At 65.2% G+C, this 7,503-nt stretch carries 8 protein-coding genes; 3 read left to right on the top strand and 5 right to left on the bottom strand.

From position 1 onward, the window contains the following. The first annotated feature begins 96 nt into the window (after positions 1-96). From zwf to pgl, 3 genes are read left to right on the top strand one after another with little or no spacing between them, the layout of a single operon-like run. Entirely contained in the window at positions 97-1,653 is a 1,557-nt protein-coding gene (zwf, locus tag ITJ49_RS14950; RefSeq protein WP_055957786.1) for a glucose-6-phosphate dehydrogenase, read from the top strand. Then, positions 1,650-2,600, top strand: coding sequence for a glucose-6-phosphate dehydrogenase assembly protein OpcA (locus ITJ49_RS14955; protein WP_055957789.1), 951 nt, complete (start codon positions 1,650-1,652; stop codon positions 2,598-2,600). The genes zwf and ITJ49_RS14955 overlap by 4 nt, the downstream gene beginning before the upstream one ends. A 2-nt stretch (positions 2,601-2,602) precedes the next feature. Then, positions 2,603-3,373 carry a 6-phosphogluconolactonase gene (pgl, locus tag ITJ49_RS14960; protein WP_055957793.1) on the top strand — a complete coding sequence of 257 codons (771 nt, stop codon included), beginning with the start codon at positions 2,603-2,605 and terminating at the stop codon, positions 3,371-3,373. Positions 3,374-3,612: 239 nt separating this feature from the next. On the opposite strand, the gene ITJ49_RS14965 is transcribed toward pgl, so the two are convergent. From ITJ49_RS14965 to gap, 5 genes are read right to left on the bottom strand one after another with little or no spacing between them, the layout of a single operon-like run. Beyond that, complete coding sequence (locus ITJ49_RS14965; protein ID WP_055957795.1) at positions 3,613-3,981, bottom strand: RNA polymerase-binding protein RbpA; 369 nt, start codon at positions 3,979-3,981, stop codon at positions 3,613-3,615. Further along, on the bottom strand, positions 3,981-4,232 hold the full coding sequence (gene secG / locus ITJ49_RS14970; RefSeq protein WP_055957799.1) for a preprotein translocase subunit SecG: 252 nt from the start codon (positions 4,230-4,232) through the stop codon (positions 3,981-3,983). The genes ITJ49_RS14965 and secG overlap by 1 nt, the downstream gene beginning before the upstream one ends. A 55-nt stretch (positions 4,233-4,287) precedes the next feature. Continuing rightward, complete coding sequence (tpiA, locus tag ITJ49_RS14975; protein WP_194606364.1) at positions 4,288-5,076, bottom strand: triose-phosphate isomerase; 789 nt, start codon at positions 5,074-5,076, stop codon at positions 4,288-4,290. Next, a complete protein-coding gene (gene pgk / locus ITJ49_RS14980; RefSeq protein WP_194606365.1) occupies positions 5,070-6,281 on the bottom strand; it encodes a phosphoglycerate kinase in 1,212 nt (403 codons plus the stop codon). The genes tpiA and pgk overlap by 7 nt, the downstream gene beginning before the upstream one ends. Positions 6,282-6,319: 38 nt before the next feature. Then, positions 6,320-7,324, bottom strand: a complete 1,005-nt coding sequence (gene gap / locus ITJ49_RS14985; protein ID WP_194606366.1) for a type I glyceraldehyde-3-phosphate dehydrogenase — start codon at positions 7,322-7,324, stop codon at positions 6,320-6,322. Positions 7,325-7,503: the final 179 nt, after the last annotated feature.

Consider the following 7,503-nt stretch of genomic DNA (forward strand, 5'->3'; position numbering starts at 1 on the left):
GGCGCGGGTCGACCTCGTGCTCGCCTTCGTGTGAGAGGGCCCGACACCATTCCGGTCGCAGCCGACCACGACGACGCAAGGACGATGAATACTCACATGGCACCGGTGGAAATCACTCCGGAGTTCAACCCGCTGCGGTTGCCCTCCGATCGCCGACTCAACCGCATAGCCGGTCCGAGCGGCCTCATCATTTTCGGCGTGACAGGCGACCTGTCCCGCAAAAAGCTCATGCCGGCCGTCTACGACCTGGCTAACCGCGGCCTCCTCCCCCCGGGCTTCGCACTCGTCGGCTTCGCCCGACGTGAATGGGAAGACCAGGATTTCGAGCAGGTCGTGTACGAGGCGGTCAAGGAGCACGCTCGTACGCCCTTCGACGAAGACGTCTGGCGCCAGCTCAAAGAGGGGATCCGGTTCGTCCAGGGTTCGTTCGACGACGCCGATGCATTCGCCGAGCTCAAGCAGACGATCGACACGCTCGACGTCGAGCGGGGCACGATGGGCAACCACGCGTTCTACCTGTCGATACCGCCGAAGTTCTTCCCGCTCGTCACCGAGCAGCTTCGCAACTCGGGGCTCACCGACGACAGCGTCGACGCGAATGGCGAGAAGCCCTGGCGTCGTGTGGTCATCGAGAAGCCGTTCGGCAGTGACTTGAAGACGGCGCGCGAGTTGAACGCCGTCGTCGAGACCGTCTTCGAGCCCGATTCGGTGTTCCGCATCGATCACTACCTCGGCAAGGAGACGGTCCAGAACCTCCTGACGCTCCGGTTCGCGAACCAGATGTACGAACCGCTGTGGAACAGCAAGTACGTCGACCACGTGCAGATCACGATGGCCGAAGACATCGGCGTCGCCGGCCGAGCGGGCTATTACGACGGCATCGGTGCCGCACGCGATGTGATCCAGAACCACCTGCTCCAGCTTCTCGCCCTCACCGCGATGGAAGAGCCCGTCAGCTTCAACGCCCGTGATCTGCGAGCGGAGAAAGAGAAAGTGCTCTCCGCGGTCCGCATCCCCGCCGATCTCGCTGCCGGCACGGCCCGCGGCCAGTACGCGGGTGGCTGGCAGGGTGGCGAGAAGGTCCTCGGGTTCCTCGACGAGGCCGGAATGAACCCCGAGTCGGTCACCGAGACCTTTGCGGCCATCAAGCTCGAAATAGCCACCCGTCGCTGGTCGGGAGTGCCCTTCTACCTCCGGGCCGGCAAGCGCCTGGGCCGCCGCGTGACCGAGATCGCCGTGGTCTTCAAGCGCGTTCCCGAGAATGTCTTCGGTCTCGGCGACGGAGCCGAGCTCGGCCAGAATGCCCTGGTCATCAGAGTGCAGCCCGATGAGGGTGTGACCCTCCGGTTCGGCTCGAAGGTGCCCGGAATCGGAACCCAGGTGCGCGATGTCACGATGGACTTCGGCTACGGCCACGCGTTCACCGAGGCGAGCCCCGAAGCCTACGAGCGTCTGATCCTCGACGTCCTGCTGGGCGACCCGCCGCTCTTCCCGCGCCACGAAGAGGTCGAGCTCTCCTGGAAGATCCTCGATCCCATCGAGGAGTTCTGGGCCAAGCAAGGCCAGCCCGATCAATACCGACCCGGCACCTGGGGCCCGAGCTCCGCCGACGAACTCATGGCCCGCGACGGTCGTACCTGGAGGCGACCGTGATCGTCGATCTGCCCGACAGCACCATCAGCCATGTCTCGAAGGCGCTGGTCAAGATCCGCGAGGAGGGCGGCGTCGTCGCTCTGGGCCGTGTGCTCACCCTCGTGATCTCGACCAACCTCGGTCACGAAGAAGAGGCCATCGAGGCCGCCAACGAAGCGTCGCGCGAGCACCCCATGCGCGTGATCGTCATTTCGACGGCCGACGAGCCGACGGGGCATGACGAACCTCGACTCGACGCTCAGATCCGCGTCGGCGGTGACGCCGGGGCGAGTGAGGTCATCCTCCTCCGCGCCTACGGAGAGATGTCGTCCGACGAGGAGGGCCTCGTCACGGGTCTTCTGCTGCCAGACGCCCCCGTCGTCGCGTGGTGGCCGGGCAAGGCACCGGCCATCGTCTCTGAGTCGCCCCTCGGCCGAATCGCGCAGCGGCGCATCACCGACGCCGCCGCTCAAGACAACCCCCGCCAGTCGATCATCGATCTCGCCGACACCTATGCGCCCGGCGACACCGACTTCGCGTGGACGCGGCTCACACTCTGGCGCACCCAGCTCGCGGCGGCTCTCGACCAGCCGCCGTACGAGCCCGTAAACGAGGTGGAGGTCGCCGGTGCGATGGACTCCCCCTCGACGCTGCTTCTGGCCGCGTGGCTTCGATTGCAGCTCCAGGTTCCCGTGCGCCACGAGATGACGACACGCGCCACCGGCTCGAGCGGCATCCACGGCGTACGTCTGCACCGTGCCTCCGGCGTCATCGAGCTCGACCGATCGGTCGTCAACGTGGCGACTCTCTCGCAGCCCGGACAACCCGTCCACGACCTGTCGTTGCCACGCCGTAGCCTGCGCGATTGCCTGGCCGAGGAACTCCGTAGACTCGACCCCGACTCCCTCTTCGGGAATGTCGTGATGACGGGCGTGAAGCAATTGCGCGACGACCAAGAAAGCAACTGAGTGTGACGAACGATCGACGGGTGCTAGTTCACCCCGACAAACAGAACCTGGGCGCATCCGTTGCCGCTCGATTCATCACCAAGATCATCGACGTGATCGAAGAACAGGACTACGCGTCCGTTGTCTTGAGCGGAGGGTCGGTTAGCACACTCGTGCTGGCAGCCATCAACCGCTCCGAGGCGCGCGACAGCGTCGACTGGTCGAAGGTCTCGTTCTGGTGGTCTGACGAGCGGTGGGTCGAAGCGGGTTCTGACGACCGCAACGATCGCGCGAACGGGGCCGACCTCCTCGACCACATCGGCGTGCCTGCCGAGAACGTGCACCGCTTCGGTGCGGTCGGCGACTACCCCACCGTCGACGAGGCTGCCGCCGCCTACGTGGCCGAGCTCAAAGAGCACGCGCAGGGTGACGACGAGTCTCCCCGCTTCGACATCACGCTCCTCGGAGTCGGACCCGACGGGCACATCGCGTCGCTGTTCCCCGACAAGCCGCAGATCAGCATGACGACGCCGACCGTGCTCACGATCGACGACAGCCCGAAGCCGCCGCCGGTGCGCCTCACGCTGAGCCTCCCGGCGATCAACAACTCGCAGCGGGTGTGGATGATCCTCGCGGGCGCCGAGAAGGCCTCGTCGCTCGGGCTGGCCCTCGCCGGTGCCGGTGCCGACCAGGTTCCGGTCGCGGGCGTCAAGGGTCGCAAGCGCACGGTGTTCTTCGTCGACAAAGACGCGGCCGCCGAGGTGCCGGAGCAGCTCATCGCGTCGACCTACTGAGACAGACCCCCCCCAACGAAGGATCCGAGACCGCCCTGGTCTCGGATCCTTCGTTTTTCGCGTTCGACCCGGTGGTCCCCCGCCGCCTCGGCCCGCCCTTCCGAATTCGAAGGAGAAGCGTCATCGGGCCGACGACTTCATGGGGATCGGGGCCTTCGGCAAGGATTTCTCCTTCGAATTCGGAAGGGCCCGGCGCACGCAAAAACCCCCGGCCGAAGCCGGGGGTCTTGACGATAGGACTACTTCTTTGCGGGGACCTTGCCGCGGCGAACGCGCAAAGCCTGCAGCGCCTCGTCGAGAAGCTGAGCAGCCTCTTCTTCGGTGCGACGTTCTTTGACGTAGGCCAGGTGCGTCTTGTACGGCTCGAGCTTCGCGACGACCGGAGGGTTCTCTTTGTCGCGGCCAGCGGGAAGACCACTGGAGGGCGAGTCGACCGTCTCGGGAATTTCTTCGTCGGGCACGTTGGCCGCGAAGTGACGGACGACCTCGTTGCCGAGGGCGTCCCAGTACGAGATCGTGATGCGCTCTGCCTGGAACCCGCGATCCTGTTCGCCCATGGGCCCTGCGCCGACGCGTGACCCCCGAATTGCGCTACCGCCTGATGCCATTACGAACCTGCCGAAAACTTGGTGATGAGGCCCAGAACCACGATCGATGCGATCCAGATGAGGCCGAGGATGACTGTGATGCGATTGAGGTTGCGCTCTGCGACGCCGGAGGCGCCGAGGTTGCTGGTGACGCCACCGCCGAACATGTCGGAGAGGCCACCGCCACGACCACGGTGAAGAAGGATGAGCAGGGTCAGCAGGAGACTCGTGATACCGAGTACCACCTGCAGGACGACCTGGAGAATTTGCACGGAGAACCTTTCGAGGGGCGGGCCGTCAGCAATTATAGCCCGCGACCGGGGAGTTTCAGACTCCGACGTGGTTCTGGAAGCGAACGATGCTCGCGAACTCGGTGATGTCGAGACTCGCGCCACCGACGAGTGCGCCGTCGACGTCGGGTTCGCGCATGAAGGTCGCGATGTTCGCCGCCTTGACGCTGCCACCGTAGAGAACTCTCGTCGAGGCGGCAGCATCGGCCCCCAGCTCGTCGACCAGCGTTGCCCGCAGGGCTGCGCAGACTTGCTGAGCTTGGTCAGGAGTCGCGGCCTGACCGGAGCCGATGGCCCAGACGGGCTCGTAGGCTACGACGATCTCGGCGGTCTTCGGAACGGACGCCAGCGCCGCCTTCAGCTGGGCAACAGGCACAGCGCTCGGCCCGTGCTTCTCGAGGTCTTCGGCGGTCTCGCCGACGCACAGCACCGGTACGAGGCCGTGACGATGCGCCGCGGCGACCTTGGCGGCCACGACCTCGTCGGTCTCGCCATGGATCGTACGCCGCTCGGAGTGCCCGACGATCACGTACTTAACATCGAGTCGAGCGAGGAATGCTCCTGAGATGTCGCCGGTGAAGGCACCCGAGTCGTTCTCGGACAGGTCTTGGGCACCCAGCTCGAGTTCAAGCTTGTCAGCGTCGATCAGCGTCTGGACGCTGCGGAGGTCGGTGAACGGCGGGAAGATGGCCGACTCGACCTTCGCGAAGTCGTGCTTCGCGTCTTTCAGGCTCCACGCGAGCTTCTGGACGAACGCGATCGACTGCAGGTGGTCGAGGTTCATCTTCCAGTTGCCGGCGATGAACGGGGTGCGTGCGGTTACCATCCGAGGACCTCCAGGCCGGGCAGTTTCTTTCCCTCGAGGAATTCGAGGCTTGCTCCACCACCGGTGGAGATGTGGCCGAACTGATCGTCGGTGAAGCCGAGAGCGCGCACGGCTGAAGCCGAATCGCCTCCCCCGACGACGCCCAGGCCATCGACCTCGGTCAGCGCCTGAGCAACCGTCTTCGTACCGGCGGCGAAGGCGTCGAACTCGAACACGCCCATGGGGCCGTTCCAGAAAACGGTCTTCGACGCGGCGATGACGTCAGCAAAAGCCGACGCCGTGTCGGGGCCGATGTCGAGGCCGAGGCCGTCCGCTCCAAAGCGGGTCGACTCGATCGCGTCAGATGCGACCGTCTCGTGGTCGGCGTCGGCAGCGAATCCGGATGCGACGACGACGTCGGTCGGCAGCACGAGATTGACGCCGCGAGCCTCGGCGTCGCGGATGTAGCCGCGAACGCGATCAAGCTGGTCGGTCTCGAGCAGACTCTTGCCCACGGAGTGGCCCTGAGCCGCCAGGAACGTGAACAGCATGCCGCCCCCGATGAGGAGGTTGTCGACGCGGGGCAGGAGGTGCTCGATCACTCCGAGCTTGTCGGAGACCTTCGAGCCGCCGAGCACGACCGAGTAGGGGCGCTCGGGCTTCTCGGTGAGGCGCTCGAGCACGTCGAGCTCGGTCTTGATAAGGGTTCCGGCTGCGCTCGGCAGGATCTGCGGCAGATCGTAGACGCTTGCCTGCTTGCGGTGGACGACACCGAAGCCGTCCGAGACGAAGGCCTCGCCGAGAGCTGCGAGCTGCTCGGCGAATGCCTTCCTCTCGTCGTCGCTCTTCGAGGTCTCTGCTGCCTGGAACCGGAGGTTCTCGAGCACGATGATCTGCCCGTCGGCGAGTGAGCCGACAGCGGCGGTCGTCGCCGGGCCAGTCGTCTCCGGCGCGAAGCCGACCGACTTGCCGAGCAGTTCGCTGAGCCGCTGGGCGACCGGAGCGAGACTGTATTCGGGCTTGACCTCGCCGTCGGGTCGACCGAGGTGCGAGATGACGACGACGCGAGCGCCGGCATTGATCAGGGTGTTGAGAGTGCCAAGCGAAGCGCGCACGCGCCCGTCGTCGGTGATCGTTCCGTCTTTCAACGGGACGTTCAAGTCGCAACGGACGATGACGCGCTTGCCGGACAGGGTTCCGAGGGAATCGAGGGTTCGAAGAGCCATATGCCTAGATCTTGTCGAGGTGCAGCGGGTGAACGGGACTAGAGCTTCGCGGCCACGTACTCGGCGAGGTCGACGAGACGGTTGGAGTAGCCCCACTCGTTGTCGTACCACGAGGTGATCTTGACCATGTTGCCGATGACCTTGGTCAGGCCCGAGTCGTAGATCGACGAGTGCGGGTCGGTGCGGATGTCGCTCGAGACGAGCGGGTCTTCGGAGTAGAGCAGGATGCCCTTGAGGTCACCCTCGGAGGCTTCTTTGTATGCCGCGTTGATCTGGTCGACAGTGACGGGCGTCGAGGTCTCGAGCGTCACGTCGGTGATCGAACCTGTGGGCACGGGCACGCGAAGCGCGTAGCCATCAAGCTTGCCGGCGAGCTTCGGGATAACGAGGCCGATGGCCTTGGCCGCACCGGTCGAGGTCGGGACGATGTTCAGAGCGGCTGCACGGGCGCGACGCGGGTCGCTGTGCGGGCCGTCCTGGAGGTTCTGGTCGGCGGTGTAGGCGTGGACCGTGGTCATCAGACCGCGCTCGACGCCGAACTTGTCGAGGAATACCTTCATGAGCGGCGCGAGGCTGTTCGTGGTGCACGACGCGTTTGAGATGATGTTGTGCGAAGCGGGGTCGTACAGGCCCTCGTTGACGCCGAGGACAATCGTGATGTCGTCGCCGGTGGCGGGAGCAGAGATGATGACCTTCTTGGCACCCGCGTCGATGTGCTTCTGCGCGTCGGCGGCCTTGGTGAAGAAACCGGTCGATTCGATGACGATGTCGACGCCCAGCTCGCCCCAGGGCAGGTTGGCGGGGTCGCGCTCGGCGAGGACCTTGATGGGCTTGCCGTTGACGACGATGCTGTCGCCGTCGAGCTCGACGGTCGCATCGAGACGGCCCGTGATCGAGTCGAACTTGAGCAGGTTGGCGAGGGCTGCGTTGTCGGTCAGGTCGTTGACCGCGACGATCTCGAGGTCGCTGCCCTTGGCGAGGGCGGCGCGGAAGTAGTTACGGCCGATGCGGCCGAAGCCGTTGATGCCGATCTTGACGCTCAATGAAACTCCAGGTTGTCAGGCGTCAGAAGACGCACGTGGGTGGGGCTAGATGCTGAAAATGACGGCTTTTGGCCTCTACGACAGTAGCGCAGGGGCCCGACGGCGGGTCTTAGAAGACGAGGAGGCCGTCGGTTTTGGTGGTCGCGGCGGTGTAGCGGGCCTGGACGTTCTCCCACGAG

Origin of the sequence: Frondihabitans sp. VKM Ac-2883 (genome assembly GCF_015350875.1) — a bacterium.
GTDB lineage: Bacteria > Actinomycetota > Actinomycetes > Actinomycetales > Microbacteriaceae > Frondihabitans.

Coding starts and splice junctions, on each gene's coding strand:
- zwf (WP_055957786.1), top strand. CDS start 97: ATGGCACCGGTGGAAATCACTCCGGAGTTCAACCCGCTGCGGTTGCCC.
- ITJ49_RS14965 (WP_055957795.1), bottom strand. CDS start 3,981: ATGGCATCAGGCGGTAGCGCAATTCGGGGGTCACGCGTCGGCGCAGGG.
- tpiA (WP_194606364.1), bottom strand. CDS start 5,076: ATGGTAACCGCACGCACCCCGTTCATCGCCGGCAACTGGAAGATGAAC.
- pgk (WP_194606365.1), bottom strand. CDS start 6,281: ATGGCTCTTCGAACCCTCGATTCCCTCGGAACCCTGTCCGGCAAGCGC.